This is a genomic window from Sphingomonas faeni (assembly GCF_023195535.1).
Lineage (GTDB): Bacteria > Pseudomonadota > Alphaproteobacteria > Sphingomonadales > Sphingomonadaceae > Sphingomonas > Sphingomonas faeni_B.
Genome location: NZ_JALPNF010000001.1, coordinates 236,838 through 252,847, shown reverse-complemented (window position 1 = coordinate 252,847; position 16,010 = coordinate 236,838). Strand labels below are relative to the sequence as shown.

The window sequence follows — 16,010 nt, the reverse complement described above, 5'->3', positions numbered from 1 at the left end:
AAATCCCTGAACTTCATTCTGCTTCGGCGTGAAATACGGTTGATCCGCACGCCGTATCTGCAATTATACGACAAAATCGCGGCTAAGACCAAGATAGCGCTACCGTTAGGGCATAGTCCCGTTGAGAGGATTTCGATGTACATTTTCCCAGCCAAGATCATCGCGCAGTCGCCCGACCAGCCCCGCGCCGCGTCGCGGCTAGGCTGGTCATCGCGGCTCGTCGCGCGGCTGACCATCGGGGTCTCGCTGGCGACGCTCGGCAGCGCTGCAATCGCCGCACCGATCGCGACGGTCGATCGCAACGGCAGCCTCGTCTCGGTCGAGGCCTATGCGCACAACATCGTCCGCGTGACGATCGCGACCGACCGCGGACAGGTCGACGCGCCCCCGGGCGACGGCCCCAGCGCCAAGCCCGATGCCGCCGGCTGGACGCACCGTAACGATGCGGGTGCCGATGTCTTCGCGTCCGCCGCGCTATCGCTCTCGGTCGACGCGAAGCCCTGGCCCAAGGCGCCCACGCAGATGGAGCGCTATTTCGCGCCGTCGCTGCCACCCGTGTCGCTGACGATCCGCAAGGCGGACGGCACGATGCTGACGCAGATGACCGGCTGGGAAATGGCGCCGCATACCGTCAACGGCGAGAAGACGTTCCGCGTCGGCGCGAGCTTCGCCTCGCCCGCAGACGAGCATTATTACGGGCTCGGCCAGAACCAGGAGGGCAAGCTCGACCTGCGCGGCCGCACGATCGACTGCCGCCACAATTACGACGCGCCGGCGGGCGAGACGGTCTGCGTACCGTTCATGGTCACCAACAAGGGCTATGGCATCGTCTGGGACAACCCGTCTGCGACGATCGTTTCCCCCGGCCTGCACAGTTCGACGCATTGGCAGTCGGAGGTCGGCGAGCGCGTGTCGTTCTTCGTGATCACCGGCGCCACCACGGACGAGATCTATGCCGGCTACGCGACGCTGACCGGCACCACCCCGCTGCCGCCCAAGGCCGCGTTCGGCCTCATTCAGAGCAAGGCGCGGTACGAGACCGACAAGGAATTGCTCGGTATCGCCGAGGGGTATCGCAGCCGGGGTCTGCCGCTCGATATCATGGTGCTCGACTGGTTCTACTGGTCGCGTATGGGTCAGCTCGACATCGACCGGAAGTATTTCCCCGATCCCAAGGGCATGAACGACAAGCTGAATTCGATGGGGATGCGTTCGATCATCAGCGTCTGGCCGCGCTTCGAAAAGGAATCGCGGTATTTCGACCTGCTGTCGAGCAAGGGCTGGCTGATGAAGGACAAGGACGGCAACGCCGTCGACGGCCTGCCGATCCGATCCGATCGCGCGGGCGCGTTGCTCGACAGCACCAACCCGGATGCGCGCCAGTGGTTCTGGGAGCGGATCCGCGACAACATCGCCAGCGAGGGCTTCGACTGGTTCTGGCTCGACGAGACCGAGCCCGATCTGGTGCCCGACGGCAACTTCTTTTCGATCGGCTCGGGTGACCGCTATCGCAACGTGTTCCCGCTGCTCCACACGATGAGCGTCGCGGACGGGTCGGCGAAGGATCGTCCCACCATGCGCAACCTGATCCTGTCACGCGCCGCCTATCTGGGCGCCCAGCGCAACGGCGGGCTGTTCTGGTCGTCGGACATCAAGTCGACCTGGGAGGCGCTGCAACGGCAGGTGCCGGCCGGGCTCGGCTTCACCGCAAGCGGCATGGCCTATTGGGGCAGTGACATCGGCGGCTGGCAATGGCCGAACGGGCCAAAGGCGACGCGTCCGGTGCTGCTCGATCCGGCGGGCGCGACCGCGATGGCGCCCGATTACGCGGATTATCCCGAGCTGTTTACGCGCTGGTTCGGGTACAGCGTGTTCACGCCGACCTTGCGCATCCACGGTCAGCGCCCCGCCACCGCGCTCTGGGAATATGGCACCGCGGCCGAGCCGGTTCTCGCGAACTTTCTGAAGCTGCGCTATTCGCTGATGCCGTACATCTACTCGCTCGGCCGTCACACCTATGAGAGCAATGCGCCGATGATGCGCGCGTTGTTCATGGACTTCCCGAACGATACCAACGTCGCCGACATGGGCGACGAATACATGTTCGGCCCCGCCTTCCTGGTCGCCCCGGTCACCGAACAGGGCAAGACCAACCGCCAGGTCTATCTCCCGACGGGTGCCGACTGGTATGACTACTGGACCAACCAGCGCTTCACCGGCGGCCAGACCGTCACCGCGAATGCGCCAATCGACAAGATCCCGCTGTTCGTGCGCGCCGGGTCGATCATCCCGATGGGCGTCCAGGTGCCGAGCACGGCGACCGCGCAGGCGCTTGAGAGCATCCGGGTCTATCCCGGCGCCGACGCAAGCTTCGCGCTGTACGACGATGACGGCGTGACCAACGACTATCGGACCAAGGGCGGGCGCAAGGCGGTGCTGCGCTGGGACGACAAGACCCGGCGCCTGACCGCATCGGGCAAGCTGCCGACCGGGCAGGACGCCGCATCGCTGATTCAGATCGTCTCTTCAAAGTGATCCGCGCAGTCTCCATCGCCGCACTGACGTTGGTCGCCTTACCGGTGGCCGCGCAGACCAATGTCCCGGGCGATCCCTATGCCGGCGATCCGGTCGGGATCGTCGCGGCGCCCTGCCCTGCGCATCCGTCGCCGACCGATGGCGCCGGATGGGAGGCGTGGAAGCTGCATTCGCTCACGCGCGACTTTGGCCAATTGTGCCGGTACCGCGCGCAGAACGAACAGCTGAAGGCTTCCAACACGCCGGTCCGCGTGGTCTTCATGGGCGATTCGATCACCGACAACTGGATCGGTGCGGATGCCGGGCTGTTCACCGGCGGACTAGTCGATCGCGGGATCAGCGGACAGACCACGCCGCAGATGCTGGTGCGCTTCCGCGAGGACGTGGTCGCGCTGAAACCGCGCGCGGTCCATATCATGGCGGGCACCAACGACATCGCCGGCAACACCGGCGCCTCGACGATGGAGATCGTCCAGGGCAACATCGCGAGCATGGCCGACCTGGCGCGCGCGAACGGCATCAAGGTCATCCTCGCCTCGACCCCGCCCGCTGCCGCCTTCCCGTGGAGCAAGGACAAGCAGCCCGTACCGCAGATCCGCGCGCTCAATAGCTGGTTGAAGGCCTATGCAGCGAAGAACGGCTTCACCTATGTCGATTATTATACCGCGCTAGCGACGCCCGAGGGCGCGATGAAGCCGGGTCTGGCAAGCGACGGCGTCCACCCGACCCCCGCCGGCTATGCGGTGATGCGACCGCTCGCCCTCGCCGCGATTCGTCGGACCGTCGCAACCAAGTGAGTATCGATCTCAGCCGCCGTTCGGTTCTCGCCGGAATCGCCGCGCTCGGTCCCGCGACGCACGCGCTCGCGCAGAGCCCGATGGGGTTGGCGCGTGGTCCGGTGCAACCGACCTGGCAATCGCTGGTCGATCACTATCGCTACCCCGAGTGGTTTCGTGATGCGAAGCTCGGCCTGTGGTCGCACTGGGGCCCGCAGTCGGTGCCCGAGCAAGGCGACTGGTACGGCCGCTTCATGTATATGCAGGGTCATCCGGCGTACGAACATCACCTCAAGACCTATGGCCATCCGACCAAGACCGGGATGATGGAGGTGATGAACCGCTGGACCGCGGAGCGCTGGGATCCCGACGCGCTGATCGCCCGCTATGTCAAGGCCGGGGCGAAATATTTCGTCTCGCTTGCCAATCATCACGACAATCTCGACTGCTACGACAGCCGCTATCACGCGTGGAACTCGCTCCGCGTCGGGCCGAAACGCGATGTCGTCGGCACCTGGGAAAAGGCGGCTCGCAAGGCGGGGCTGAAGTTCGGCGTCTCGAACCACGCCGCGCATAGCTGGCACTGGTATCAGACCGCCTATGGCTATGACCCGACCGGGCCGCTGAAGGGCCAGCGATACGACGCATTCAAACTGCGCACCGCCGATGGCCACGGCACATGGTGGGACGGCCTCGATCCGCAACAGCTCTACACCGGTGCACACGCGGTCCTGCCGAACGGCATCGATACGATCGCGGCGATGAACGCATGGCACGACGCGAACAATGGCCAGTGGATCGAGACGCCCCCGCCGAACGATCCGGGCTACGCCGCGAAATGGCTGCTGCGGCAGACCGACCTGATCGACAAGTACAAGCCCGACTTCTGCTATTTCGACGATTACGAACTGCCGTTCGGGCCGATCGGGCTCCAGGCAGCGGCGGATTACTACAACCGCTCGATCGCGTGGCACGGCAAGATCGACGTCGTGCTGACCGCCAAGCAGTTGAAGCCCTATGCGCGGTTCGGGCTGGTGCAGGACGTCGAGCGCGGCTTCACCGACCATCTGTGGGACGAGCCGTGGCAGACCGACACCTGCATCGGCGACTGGTTCTACAACGTCGCCAGGCTCAACGACAAAAGCTACAAGACCGCCGAGCAGGTCATCCAGCGGCTCGCCGACGTCGTGTCGAAGAACGGCAATCTGCTGCTCTCGATACCGCAGCCCGGCGACGGTTCGATCGACGGCGAGGAGGAAAAGATCCTCGACGGCATGAGCCGCTGGATCGCGGTCAACGACGAGGCGATCTTCGGCTCCCGGCCATGGCGGATCTACGGCGAAGGCCCGACCAAGCTGCAGGCCGGGATGCAGAACGAGCAGTCGTCGGGCGTGTTCACACCGCGCGACGTGCGCTTCACCACCAACAAGGGCGCACTCTACGCGCTGTTCCTGGGCTGGCCTCAGGGCGAGGTGACGATCGACGCCTTGGGACGCAACCGCTTCGCCGATGGGGTGGTCGAGCGCGTGACGTTGCTCGGCGGCGGCAGCGTGGCGCACCGCCGCGATGCGCGCGGCCTGCACCTGACGATGCCCGCCAACCCCGGCAACGGGTTCGTCCCTGTCCTGAAGATCGAAGGTCGCGGCCTGGCTTAGCTTGCCGTGCCTCGTAACCAGCCCTCAAGGATATCGAGCGCGCTCGACGGTAACCGATCGGACGGGCCGCTCAGCCCAAGAGGGCCCCGCTGCGATCGACCACGGCACCCTCACCCTCGGCTTGGCGGATCAGGACCATGACGTCCTCGATGATAGATCGGATCGTAGCGCTGGCGGACTCGGGGTCGTGCGCGGCGATGGCTTCGAGCACGGCCTTATGTGCCGGCAGGCTCGCGCTACGGCCCTTGAACCGGTTGGTAAAGCGGATCGATGTTCGTAACGCGGTCGAGACGAGTTCTTCGAACTGCGCGAAGAACGGGTTGTCGCAGGCACGCAGGATCGCGACGTGGAAGACTATGTCCGCCTCGAGCGCATCGTCATCGCCCCGCTCCGCGGCCTCCATGCGCGCATAGCCCGCCGCGATCATCGCAACGCCCTGCGGCGTCGCGTGCAGCGCCGCAAGCTGGGCCGCCATCGGCTCGACGGCCAGACGCAACTCGTTGAAGCTGCGAAGCAGCGGCAGCGTGAACTGACGTTCCAGCAACCAGCGAAGCACGTCGGTGTCGAACAGGTTCCAGGCGGAATTCGGCTGGATGATGGTCCCCTGCCGCGGACGCGCGGAGAGCAGGCCCTTCGCGGTCAGCATCTTGACGGCCTCGCGCGTGACCGAGCGGCTCACATTATGCTGCATCGCCAGTTCCGCCTCGGTGGGAAACCGTTTTCCATCATAGTGGCCCGTGACGATCGCGCGCCCCACGGCATCCAGCATGCCGTAGGTAAGGTTGCGCCCCAGCGCGGTGCGGACCTTGGTGGGCTTGAGTTCGGTCATGTGGCTTGGTCGCTCAAATCTAGGACCGCTACAAGCCCGTTTCCATATTGGAGGGGGTAGTGCGGCACGCCAATACGAACGGGGCAGGAACGCCGCTTTTAGGACCCCGCAGGCGGCGTTTTCTTCCATTAGTTCCAGCGTGTTGGATGCGTCTTACCCCGGCGCGAACGCACTCGCTGTCCGGGCCACACCACGACGGCGATGCCGCGCGCTCCGACTCAGCCTCGCCTTGCACACAGTGTCGCGGCGCAGATCTCACGCCGGCGCCCGAAGCATGTCTGCAACCTTGCTACCAAGTGCCGCCATCGTGAACGGCTTGGTCAACAATTCCATTCCCGGTTCGAGATGCCCGTTACCGACTGCCGCATTTTCCGCATATCCGGTAATGAACAATATCTTCAGGCCCGGCCGAAGTGACCGGGCCGCGTCCGCGACCTGCCGGCCGTTCAGTCCGTTCGGCAGTCCGACATCGGTAATGAGCAGTTCGATCCGGGCGCCGGATTGAAGCACCTTCAACCCGGCCGCACCATCGGCCGCACCGATGACAGTGTAGCCGAGATCTTCCAGCACCTCATCGACCAGATGCCGGATGGTGGCTTCGTCATCGACGATCAGAACGGTCTGGCCCTGTGCCCCATCCGGGCGGACCGGGCTGGCGTCTACCTCCACTAGCTCGGCGTCGCCATGATGCCGCGGCAGATAGATGCATATCGTGGTACCGGTTCCAACCTCGGAATAGATGCGCACGTGGCCACCCGACTGCCGTGCAAACCCGTAGATCATCGAGAGACCGAGGCCGGTGCCCTGCCCGATCGGCTTGGTCGTGAAGAACGGCTCGAAGGCACGTTCGATCGTCTCAGCAGGCATGCCCGTGCCGGTATCGGTGACGCAGATCGACAGATATTGCCCGGGCGCGAGATCGCGCTCCTCGGCGGCGCGGTCATCGAGCCATTTGTTTGCCGTCTCGATCGTCAGCCGCCCGCCATCGGGCATCGCGTCGCGCGCATTGATGCACAGATTGAGCAAGGCATTCTCAAGCTGCCCGGCGTCGATGTTCGCTGTCCACAGGCCCCCTGCGCCCACGACCTCGATCGTGTTGGTCGATCCTACGGTACGCCGAAGCAGGTCCTCCATGCCCGCGACAAGCCGGTTCACATCGGTCGGCTTGGGATCGAGCGTCTGACGGCGCGAGAATGCGAGCAGGCGTTGGGTGAGCGAGGCGGCCCTGCGGCCAGCGCCCTGCGCGGCGAGGATGAACCGCTCCACGTCATCCAGTCGACCACGCGCGAGCCGCATCTGGAGCAACTCCAGATTGCCCATCATGCCCGTGAGCAGGTTGTTGAAGTCGTGTGCGAGCCCCCCGGTCAGCTGGCCTACGGCCTCCATCTTCTGCGATTGGCGTAACGCCTCCTCGACCAACTGGCGCTCGGCAATGGCGTCCAGGACCCGCTGCTCCAAGGTCCGATTGAGCTCACGGACCGCAGCTTCCGCGCGCTTGATGCGGGTGATGTCCACCGAAGATCCGACCAGACCGATAACCGACCCGTCCTCGTCCAACAGCGGCGCCTTGGTCGAAAGCCATGTCACCGGCGTGCCGTCCGGCAGTCTGACATCTTCCTCTATCTGTTCCTCGACGCCGGTCTCCATGATCCGACGATCGGTGGCCATGAGCTGTTCGGCTTCTTTCTGGTCCTCGAGGACGTCGGCGTCGGTCTTCCCGATATAAGCCTCGGGCGGCTTGCCGAGCAGTTCGGTCGTTCCGCGATTTGCCACCAAAAACCGCCCCGCGCGGTCCTTCGCATAGATGACGCCGGGTACCGCTTCGGTGAACGTGTGCAGCAGGGCTGCCACCCGGTCCCGCTCTGCTTCTGCCTCGCGGCGCGCGTCGATAGCGAGAAGTATTCCCGAAAACCTGAGCGCATTGCCACGGGCGTCGAGCTCGACGCGCCCATTCGCTTCGATCCATCGGTAGACCCCGTCGCGTTGCGATACCCGATATTCGCAGCGATACGGCCCCCCCCGGACGAGCGCGGCCTGGATCTGCTCGGCGACGCGGGGCTGGTCGTCGGCGTGGATCGAAGCGGTGACCCGGTCGAGCGGAAGCCCTGACCGGCAGAGTTCCGGGCACAGTCCGAACGACTCGGCGAAACGGTCGTCCGCGATGAACGTGTCCGCGGGCACGTCCCACACCCAGGTCCCGACGATTGCCCCCGCATCCAGCGCGAGCTTCAATCGCTCGGACGCGTCGCGTTCATCGGTAACGGGCAGGAACGTGCAGATCGCGCCTTGGTGCTCGCCCCCGCTGACGATCGGGATCACGCGGTAATCGACCAATTGCGGCGGGCTGCCGTCGACCGGGAAGAACAGTTCATCCCGCACATGCGCAGCGTTACCGCCCCGCGCGCATCGGTTGATGGGACAATCGGCCTCGTCATAATGCGATCCATCGGGGTGGTGGTGATGGATCAGCCCGTGAAGGTTGCGACCGATCGCCTCGCTTTCGTGCGTGAAGCCCATGTGCCGAACGAACGCCGCGTTGCACAGGGTGGTCACGCCCGAGGTATCGACCGCATAAAAGCCCTCGATCATGGAATCGAGCAGCAGGCGGATGTTGGTCTGGCTGCCGCTTAGACCCTCCGTCGCCAGCTTTTGCTCGGTCCTGTCCCGCAGCACCTTCACAAACCCGATGGCCTGACCCGCATCGTCGCGCAGCACCGTCATCTGACCGTTGGCCCAAAAGCGCTCGCCGGTCCTGCGCAGGTGCCACCGCTCATCGTTTCCCACGCCGATGGTGAGAGCCTCGTGCATTTCGGTCTCGGGGCGACCGGTCGCATTGTCGTCCGGCGTAAAGATTCGCGCGACCGCCTGGCCGAGCATATCGGCTTCGCTCCACCCGGTTATCAGTCTTGCCCCTTCGTTCCAGGCCGTCACCTTACCCCAGCGGTCCGTCGCGATGATCGCAAAGTCGGTAGCGCTGTCTATGATCCAGCGATTCAAGGCATTTTTCGGCACGGCAGGATCCATTTGGAAGTAAGGCCATGTGCGCTTTGCCAACCGGTCGCTGGAAAGCAAGTTCGGAAAAGCATAGACTCCGGACGACTTCGCATCGTTCCGGACTGGGTTCCGGACCGGGCCGGCATGACTGCATGGGAAAATTCTGCACAGGGCGCCGATCGCCGGATAACGCGAGCATCGGAAACTACGTGTTTCCCGACGCTGCGGGAGTGATGGCTTTGCGACTAGTCACAGAGTGCGTCGCCATCGGCGATGGCCAGTCGCAAAGGATATCAAGATGATCGACCTCGTCAGCGAACGTGCGGGTGCTACGCATGCACCATCGGCGGCATGGCCAGCGACCGATCTAAGGACCCGCGGCGGTTATGTCTTTCACGTGCGCCCGGCATCCCCCGCCGACAAACCCGCGCTTGGTGAGTTCTTCGACCATGTCGACAAGGAGGATCTCCGGTTCCGCTTTCTCAGCGCAATCCACAAGGTTGGCGACGACCAGCTTCGTGCGCTGGTCACGGTCGATCACGAGCATACCGAGAATTTCCTCGCCTTCGATCCCGCGACCAACCGGATCGTCGCGACCGCGATGCTGGCGGCCGACGACAGCCTCTCCCGCGCCGAAGTCGCCATCGCGATCCGCGCCGATTTCAAACGCCGCGGCATCAGTTGGACCCTGCTCGACCATGTCGCGACCTTCGCGCGGACCAAAGGGATCGCGACGCTTGAATCGATCGAGAGCCGCGACAATCACCAGGCGATCGACCTCGAACGCGAACGCGGCTGGGTCGCATCCGCCTGTCCGGGCGATCCGTCTTCGATGATGCTGCGACTCACGCTGTCAGCCTGATGCCGACATCGCCAGTGCCGCGGCGCTGGCGATCTACCGAAGGCGCTGCCAAGTTGCGACCGCAAGTTTGGTCACTTCGGTGACGACTATCGTCCCGACTACCGCAGCGGCGCAGAACCGCACCGTCGCGGCTGAAACCGGTGCTGTACCGAGCACTCCGCCCAGCAGCGGCCACGCCATCGCGGTCACCTGCAACGCCAGCGCGATGCCGACGCCCAAGAGCAGCCACGCATTCGACAATACCGGCTCGCGGAAGATCGACCGTCGCTCGCTCCGCATGCACAGCACGTAAACGTTCTGGAACAGCACAGTCATTAATAACACTGCGTTCTGAATTTCAGCAAGCGGGCGCCCCTCACCGCGCATCTGCGACACCAGATACAGCGCGAGCCCGGTCATCAACAGCGCCGGCGGGATCATCAGCGCGATCGCGCTCCGGTCGAGGATCGGCGCGCTCGGCGGACGTGGCGGCTGGCGCAGTTCGTCGCCCTCGCCGCGGCCGAAGCCGAGCATCACGTCCTGCGCGCCGTTGGTGACGAGATTGAGCCACAACAGCTGCACCGCGGTCAGCGGCATCGGCAGGCCGAGCATCACCGCGCCGATGAACATGCCGATCTCGGCGATCCCGGTGGCGAGCAGAATGATGACGATCCGCCGGACGTTGGCATAGGTCACGCGCCCCTCCTCGACCCCGGCGACGATCGACGCGAAATTGTCGTCGGCGAGCACGAGGTCGGCGGCGCCGCGCGCGACGTCGGTGCCGGCGACGCCCATCGCCACGCCGATATGCGCAGCCTGGAGTGCGGGCGCATCGTTGACGCCGTCGCCGGTGACCGCAACCAGTTCACCGCTGGCGGCCAGGATGCGGACGATCTCGAGCTTCTGCACCGGCTCGATCCGCGCGAACACGCGGCCGCCGAGCACCAGCGCGGCGAGTTGCTCGGGCTGGCCCGCGAGATCGGTCATCTGCGCGCCGGTGACGACCTGCTCCTCGGTGACCTCGAGCCCGAGCCCGCGGGCGATCGTCAGGGCCGTGCCGGGATGATCGCCGGTGACCATCCGCACGCCGATCCCCGCCTCGGCACAGCGCGCGACCGCGGCGGGAACTTCGGGACGGACCGGGTCGATCAGCCCGATCCAGCCGAGCAGCACGAGATCGGTCGGCGCGGTCGGATCGGTGGTCGTCGCGCCCGCCGACGCGGCGACTGCGATAACGCGATAGCCTTCGTCGGCCATCGCCAGCGCGGCGGCGAACGCGCCGGGGTCGATCGTACGACACATCTGCCGGATGATCTCGGGCGCACCCTTGGCGAACACGCGGACGCCCTGCCCGTCGGCCACCGCGACGGTCGAGAATTTGCGGACCGGTTCGTAAGGCAGCGCCGCGGTCCGCTTGACCGCATGCAGCGCGGCCAAATCCTCGCCGCCATCGCCCGCGAACCGCAGCAACGCGACGTCGACCGAATCCCCAACCGGCGTACCGTCGGGGCCGATCGATGCCTCGTTGCACAGCGCAGCGGCGCGGCGCATCTCCGCCAGACTGTCCGCAGGCCAGTCTGCGCTCGCGAAAACCCGTCCGTCGGCGAGCAGTATCTTCTCCACCGAGAGGATATTCCGCGTCAGCGTGCCCGTCTTGTCGCTGGCGATGATCGTGCACGCGCCCAGTCCCTCGACCGCGGGCAGCGAGCGGACGATCACCTTCCGCGCCGCCATCCGCCGGGTCCCCGCCGCCAGCGCGACGGTCACCGCGATCGACAGGCCTTCGGGGATCGCCGACACAGCCAGCGCGACCGCGAGCAGCAGGATCTGGTCGCTCGGCCGCCCCTGCATCAGCAGGACGAGCGCGAACGGGATGATCAGCACGATGGTCGCGATGCTGATCTGCCGCGCCAGCCGGTCGAGCCGGACGACGAGCGGCGGCGGCGTCGCCTTGGCGGTCCGCAACGACGCGTCGATCGCGCCGAGCGCGGTATCCGCTCCGGTCGCGACGACGATTCCTACGCCGCGCCCCTGCTCGATCATCGTGCCGGCGAGCACCATCGTCGTGCGCTCACCGGGCGGCGTGGCGGCGGGCAACACCGCCGTCTGGTCCTTCGCGACCGCCACAGATTCACCGGTGAAGGTCGACTGGTCGACGCGCAGCGCGCTGCTCGACGACAGGCGGATATCCGCGGGCACGGCCATCCCGCTCTCCAGCGCGACGACATCGCCGACGACGATCGCGCGCGCGTCGACCACCGATACCGCGCCGCCGCGCAGGACGGTCGCGGTCTGGCCGATCATCCGGCCGAGCGCGGCGAGGCTGTCCGCCGCCTTGCTCTCCTGCACCGTGCCGATCGCCGCGTTGACGAGCAGGACGACACCGATGAACCCCGCATCGGTGCGGTGGCCGAGCCCGAGCGAGATCGCCGCCGCCGCGATCAACAGGTAGATCAGCGGACTGTTGAACTGCCGCGCGAACAGCAGCAGCGTCGAGGGCGCCGGCGGTGGCGCAAGTTCGTTCGGCCCGTCACGCAACAGGCGCGCGGCGGCGTCCTTCGTGTTCAGTCCCTCTGCGCTGGTATCGAGCAGCGCCATCACGCGTGCGGCGGGCGTCGCATGCCATGCCCGCGGGGCGAGTGGCTGGTCGTGCCGCTGGTCGATCGGGCGCTCGGCGATCACTGGCCGGTCGCTTCGATGATCGTCACGGGGGTACCGGTGCCGGCGCTCGCCAACGTCTCGCGCGTCACCAGCAGCGTCGTACCAGGCGTCGTCACGGTCGCCAGCGCGGCGCGGAACCCCTCCGCCAGATGCCCCTTGGCGCGATCCTCCGCGGTCAGTTCGCCGGTTCTCGGATCGCCGGGCAGCGGCAGCCGCAACCAATGCTCGCCGTCCGCATCGATCGATTGCAGCGTGAACGCGGCCGTCCGCTCGATCGGCGCATCGAACGCGATCGCGCCGGAGCCGATCTCGATCCCGTTGCGCAGCACGACCACGCGTTTGTCCCGCCCGCTGATCACGATCGAGACCGGCCCCTTCGGCGACAGCGCCGGGTTCCACACGAAGTCCCCGCCCGCCGATCCTGCCGACGTCAGCATGCCCGGCTTGGCGGCCACCACCGGAACGCGCGCGTCCTGCGTGATGACGACGGTGATCCCGAGCCGGGTGATCCCGAACAGCAGTTTGGCGAACGCAGGCGGCAGGCGGATGCAGCCATGCGACGCCGGATAGCCCGGCAGATTGCCCGCATGCATCGCGATCCCGCCCCAGGTCAGCCGCTGCATGAACGGCATCGCTGCGTCCTTGTAGAGGTTCGATACGTGATCCACGTCCTTCTGGAGCACGGTGAAGACCCCGGTCGGCGTCGCATGGCCATCGCTGCCGGTCGACACGGTCGAAACCCCGATCGCCACGCCGTTGCGATAGGCATAGGCCTTTTGCGTGGCGAGGCTGACGATCACCGTCACCGGTCCGGCGGGCGCGATCTCGGGTGCCCAGAGATATTCGCCGGGCTTGAGTTGCTCGATCCGGCCGTCGACGCTCGACGGCGTTTGCGCCGAAGCGGTGGTAGCGAAAATAAGGGCGAGCGCGAGGCTGCACGTCAGGCGGCGCGTCGTCATGGTGGATTCCGATCGAAGAGGTTTCGCCGAACACGGCGGTCGACCAGACGCTATCGATCGCGTCGTGCCGGCATCACCGTCGGAAACTACGCAGGATGGTACGCATAAGACCGTGTTACCGATGACGAGTGTGATAGTGCCTATCGATGGCGGTCTGTTGGCGCGACGCTTGCCGGGACGGTATCACCAGACGGTTCGCACGAGGAGTTGACGGTGGAAAGGATCGGTTTCGGCGGTGGCTGCCATTGGTGTACCGAAGCGGTCTTCCAGGCGTTGCGCGGCGTCGTCCACGTCGATCAGGGCTTCATCCGGTCCGAGGCTCCTTCGGACCGCTGGGCGGAGGGCGTGATCGTGCAGTTCGACCCGGCGATCATCGACCTGCCAACACTGGCCGAGGTCCACCTCCGCACGCATTCGGCGAACGGAACCTACTCGCCCGGCGGACGGTATCGCAGCGCGATCTATGTCTTCGACGCGGACCAGCGCGATAAGGCGGCACGGACGCTCGCACACTTCGCCAAAGAGTCCGGCATGCCTGCCCGGACGATGGTGCTTCCGTTCGTCGGCTTCAAACCGTCCGAGGCACGCTACAGAAACTATTATCTGACCGATTCCAACCGGCCGTTCTGCCGCCGCTACATCGATCCGAAGCTGGCGTATATCCAGCGCCATTTCGCGAGCATCGCAGGGCGCAAGACCACCGACGGTCCCTAGGACGCCGCCGGCCACGGTCACGGTGGCGCCCGGACTCGAAACTTGGGCGTATTGCGCCACGTCAATTTCGATTTCCGGACGAGATGCTAAACTCCCGGCCTGACTGTGTCTTGGGAGGGGGTAATATGGGCATCCCGTGGAGCGAGCTGGCGACGTTGATCCGCGTCACCGACCGAACATCGGAAATAGGGGCAAGCCGCGAGATCTTGCAGGAAGGTCCGCTCCACCGCGTGGTGGAGACGGTCGCGGCAATGCCGCGGGATGCACGCCGTGGCCTGTCCGTATCGTTGCCCGACCGTCGCGTCCGCCCGCACACGTTCGACCGGCACGAGATCGATGCTTTGATCATGGACCTTGGCCGCTCGCGGCAATGACACGTCGACGAACCTGTATAAGATGGTACGCACGCGCAAAGTCCATGTTGCCCGACGGCCGCGTCCGCTAGGCTCGTGACGATCCACCCGAGAGACGCCTTATGACCGCAACCATCATTACCCCCAGTGGCCCCGGCGCAATGGAAGCCGGCCTCGTCCTCGACGAGGAAGGCGGCCGCTTCGTCGTGCTCACGTTCAAGGAGCCAAAAGGCGAGCCGACGCTCGTCACCTTCACGGTTCCAATATTCCAGAACTATGTCGAGCATCTCGTCCGCACCGCCAAGGCAGCGGACGAAGAGGCCAATTGGGGTATTCCCGGCTAGCGCCGGACCACGCGTGCGGCGGTCACGCGACACATCTCATGGAAAGCCTCGGTCGCCACCGCCTGGACGCCCGAGTGGCCCCGCGTTTTCGCCTGAAGGGATCACGCCTGTAGCGAGGTCAATATACTCGAAACCTTGGCGCGCAGTTCGGGCTCGCGGGTGACTTCCAGCATCGCGCTGAGGCTCATGCGCGTGCCGGCGACGTTGCCTCCGATGAGTTCGAGACGCGCGCGCTCCCACCAGCCATGACCCGACCCCGGCGCCACCACGGTCATGCGCTGATACAGGGTGAGTGCGCGCCGCCCCTCCCCCCCGGCTTCGGCCCGCGTTGCCGCATTCAGGAGCAGACGAAGCAGGATTGCCCGGTTCGACATGGTCGCGACGTGGCTGGTCGCCGCAACCCGCCCGGGGTCCATCGTCTGCAGCAGCACGACAAGCTGGTCGCGATCGACGAATTCACCGCCGCGAAACGGATCGATCATCACCGGAACCACATCCTCGCCCACCAACACGAGGACGTGCCCCGGAACGTCCAGCATATTTGCCATCCAGCCCAACCGCCGCGCAGCCGCGACGTAGAGAATGGACAGGGTCACGGGCAAGCCTTGGCGACGCTCGATGACGCGGACCATGTCGCTATTGGCGGGGTCGTCATACGTGACCCGGTCACCGATAAAACCGAATTCGCTGCCCAGCACCTGGGCGAGGAGCAGGGCCTGCGACCTGGCGTCTCTAGCGTCGGCGCCAATCGTCGCCAGCCTGTCCGCTATCGCCCGGAATACGCCTAGGCAGAAGTCGCGGCTGGTTTCCGGATGGTCGAGCAAAGCCAACGCCAGCGCGGCCTCGTCGAGAACGACGTCTTCCTCGTCGATAAGGCCAAGATGGATCAGATCGTCGTGCATTACGCCAACATGGTAGCGCCGTCACCGTCCGCAACGCTTGCAGGGCCCCGAAACGAATAACTATTCTCGGGTCCTCCTGCGGATGCCGATGCTTCGCGGTGTTGTCACGTGGTGCAACCATGAAGTTTTCGGACTGCCTAGCCAGTCTTCGGCCAAATAACGGCCACTAATGGTCGCCGACTTTTCGCAGGGCAACCCTTGCAATAACTGAGGACCAACGGACGAATTGCAACGTGACGCCCTCGCCGGTTCACGACGTGCGACCCGACGCTCGCTCAACCATGCGTACGCCCCGGCTCTGGGTGTCATCCCGTCTGCCCCAGCCCCTCCAGTCGGACCGGCCATGTCGGTCTGGCGAGCAGTTCGCTGTCGATGGGTAGCGCGCGGCGACTGACGACAAGGTGGATACTTCCCCTAACAGGAAAGACTTTGGAACAGACACCACTG

Annotated in this window: 12 protein-coding genes; 7 read left to right on the top strand and 5 right to left on the bottom strand. The window is 65.5% G+C overall.

Annotated features, from left to right (window positions below; translation table 11 throughout):
• The first annotated feature begins 135 nt into the window (after positions 1 to 135).
• The 3 genes from SPHN_RS00975 to SPHN_RS00965 are packed head-to-tail and all read left to right on the top strand — an operon-like array spanning position 136 to position 4,966.
• Positions 136 to 2,535, top strand: coding sequence for a TIM-barrel domain-containing protein (locus tag SPHN_RS00975; protein WP_248520618.1), 2,400 nt, complete (start codon positions 136 to 138; stop codon positions 2,533 to 2,535).
• Positions 2,532 to 3,332, top strand: a complete 801-nt coding sequence (locus tag SPHN_RS00970; protein WP_248520617.1) for an SGNH/GDSL hydrolase family protein — start codon at positions 2,532 to 2,534, stop codon at positions 3,330 to 3,332. Before SPHN_RS00975 ends, SPHN_RS00970 begins: the two co-directional genes overlap by 4 nt.
• Before the next feature lie 2 nt (positions 3,333 to 3,334).
• The gene (locus SPHN_RS00965) at positions 3,335 to 4,966 is read left to right on the top strand and encodes an alpha-L-fucosidase (protein WP_248521439.1); all 1,632 of its coding nucleotides are present in this window, start codon (positions 3,335 to 3,337) and stop codon (positions 4,964 to 4,966) included.
• Between the two features lie 70 nt (positions 4,967 to 5,036).
• Here SPHN_RS00965 and SPHN_RS00960 read toward each other — a convergent pair whose 3' ends face one another.
• Positions 5,037 to 5,795, bottom strand: a complete 759-nt coding sequence (locus SPHN_RS00960; RefSeq protein ID WP_248520616.1) for a FadR/GntR family transcriptional regulator — start codon at positions 5,793 to 5,795, stop codon at positions 5,037 to 5,039.
• A gap of 255 nt (positions 5,796 to 6,050) precedes the next feature.
• Positions 6,051 to 8,807, bottom strand: a complete 2,757-nt coding sequence (locus SPHN_RS00955; protein WP_248520615.1) for a hybrid sensor histidine kinase/response regulator — start codon at positions 8,805 to 8,807, stop codon at positions 6,051 to 6,053.
• A 280-nt stretch (positions 8,808 to 9,087) separates the two neighbouring features.
• On the opposite strand from SPHN_RS00955, the gene SPHN_RS00950 reads away from it, so the two are divergent.
• Positions 9,088 to 9,651, top strand: a complete 564-nt coding sequence (locus SPHN_RS00950; RefSeq protein ID WP_248520614.1) for a GNAT family N-acetyltransferase — start codon at positions 9,088 to 9,090, stop codon at positions 9,649 to 9,651.
• Between the two features lie 33 nt (positions 9,652 to 9,684).
• Here the strand turns inward: SPHN_RS00950 and SPHN_RS00945 are convergent, their stop codons facing one another.
• Together SPHN_RS00945 and SPHN_RS00940 are read right to left on the bottom strand one after the other, a co-directional pair.
• Positions 9,685 to 12,312, bottom strand: coding sequence for a cation-translocating P-type ATPase (locus SPHN_RS00945; protein ID WP_248520613.1), 2,628 nt, complete (start codon positions 12,310 to 12,312; stop codon positions 9,685 to 9,687).
• A complete protein-coding gene (locus tag SPHN_RS00940; RefSeq protein ID WP_248520612.1) occupies positions 12,309 to 13,250 on the bottom strand; it encodes a L,D-transpeptidase in 942 nt (313 codons plus the stop codon). Before SPHN_RS00940 ends, SPHN_RS00945 begins: the two co-directional genes overlap by 4 nt.
• A gap of 213 nt (positions 13,251 to 13,463) precedes the next feature.
• Between SPHN_RS00940 and SPHN_RS00935 the strand changes: the two genes are divergently transcribed.
• From SPHN_RS00935 to SPHN_RS00925, 3 genes are all read left to right on the top strand, one after another.
• A complete protein-coding gene (locus tag SPHN_RS00935) occupies positions 13,464 to 13,964 on the top strand; it encodes a peptide-methionine (S)-S-oxide reductase (RefSeq protein ID WP_248520611.1) in 501 nt (166 codons plus the stop codon).
• A gap of 125 nt (positions 13,965 to 14,089) precedes the next feature.
• On the top strand, positions 14,090 to 14,338 hold the full coding sequence (locus tag SPHN_RS00930) for a hypothetical protein (protein ID WP_248520610.1): 249 nt from the start codon (positions 14,090 to 14,092) through the stop codon (positions 14,336 to 14,338).
• Positions 14,339 to 14,439: 101 nt separating this feature from the next.
• Positions 14,440 to 14,661 (top strand): hypothetical protein, encoded by a 222-nt coding sequence (locus SPHN_RS00925; protein WP_248520609.1) that lies wholly within the window; start codon positions 14,440 to 14,442, stop codon positions 14,659 to 14,661.
• Between the two features lie 101 nt (positions 14,662 to 14,762).
• On the opposite strand, the gene SPHN_RS00920 is transcribed toward SPHN_RS00925, so the two are convergent.
• The gene (locus SPHN_RS00920; RefSeq protein ID WP_248520608.1) at positions 14,763 to 15,563 is read right to left on the bottom strand and encodes a transglutaminase-like domain-containing protein; all 801 of its coding nucleotides are present in this window, start codon (positions 15,561 to 15,563) and stop codon (positions 14,763 to 14,765) included.
• Positions 15,564 to 16,010 lie beyond the last annotated feature (447 nt).